Origin of the sequence: Plebeiibacterium marinum (genome assembly GCF_026013615.1) — a bacterium.
In the GTDB taxonomy this organism is placed as follows: Bacteria; Bacteroidota; Bacteroidia; order Bacteroidales; family Marinilabiliaceae; genus Saccharicrinis; species Saccharicrinis marinus_A.
On the sequence record NZ_JAPDPI010000184.1, the window covers coordinates 1 to 306 of the forward strand.

At 43.8% G+C, this 306-nt stretch carries 1 protein-coding gene; it reads right to left on the minus strand.

Annotated elements, in window-relative coordinates; translation table 11 throughout:
* Window positions 1-306, minus strand: a 306-nt coding sequence (locus OM074_RS21415) for a hypothetical protein (RefSeq protein ID WP_301202743.1), incomplete at both ends; no start/stop codon positions are given.

Below are 306 nucleotides of genomic sequence, written 5' to 3' on the forward strand. Positions count from 1 at the left end.
GTCATCCTGGATTTCTTTTCCGTTGTAAAGATACTTGTTTTGTTGGTAATTGGTTGTAGCGGAGTTGTAGTTTTTTTGTTCCATAACCAAACCAAAAGGGTAGTAACTGCTGGTTTGTACAATGTCGGCACTTCCTGGTATCATGCTGCCCCCAAAGGTTACACGGGTGTTGCCCAGATGGTCTTTCAGGTTGTACTCAAAGTGCCAGCGGGTATTGTCGCCATTTTTTACAGGTATGGCACGGCCTTCTTCGGTGCTAAAAAAGCTTTTTTGTCCATCGGTATACACCAGGTTGGCAATATAATC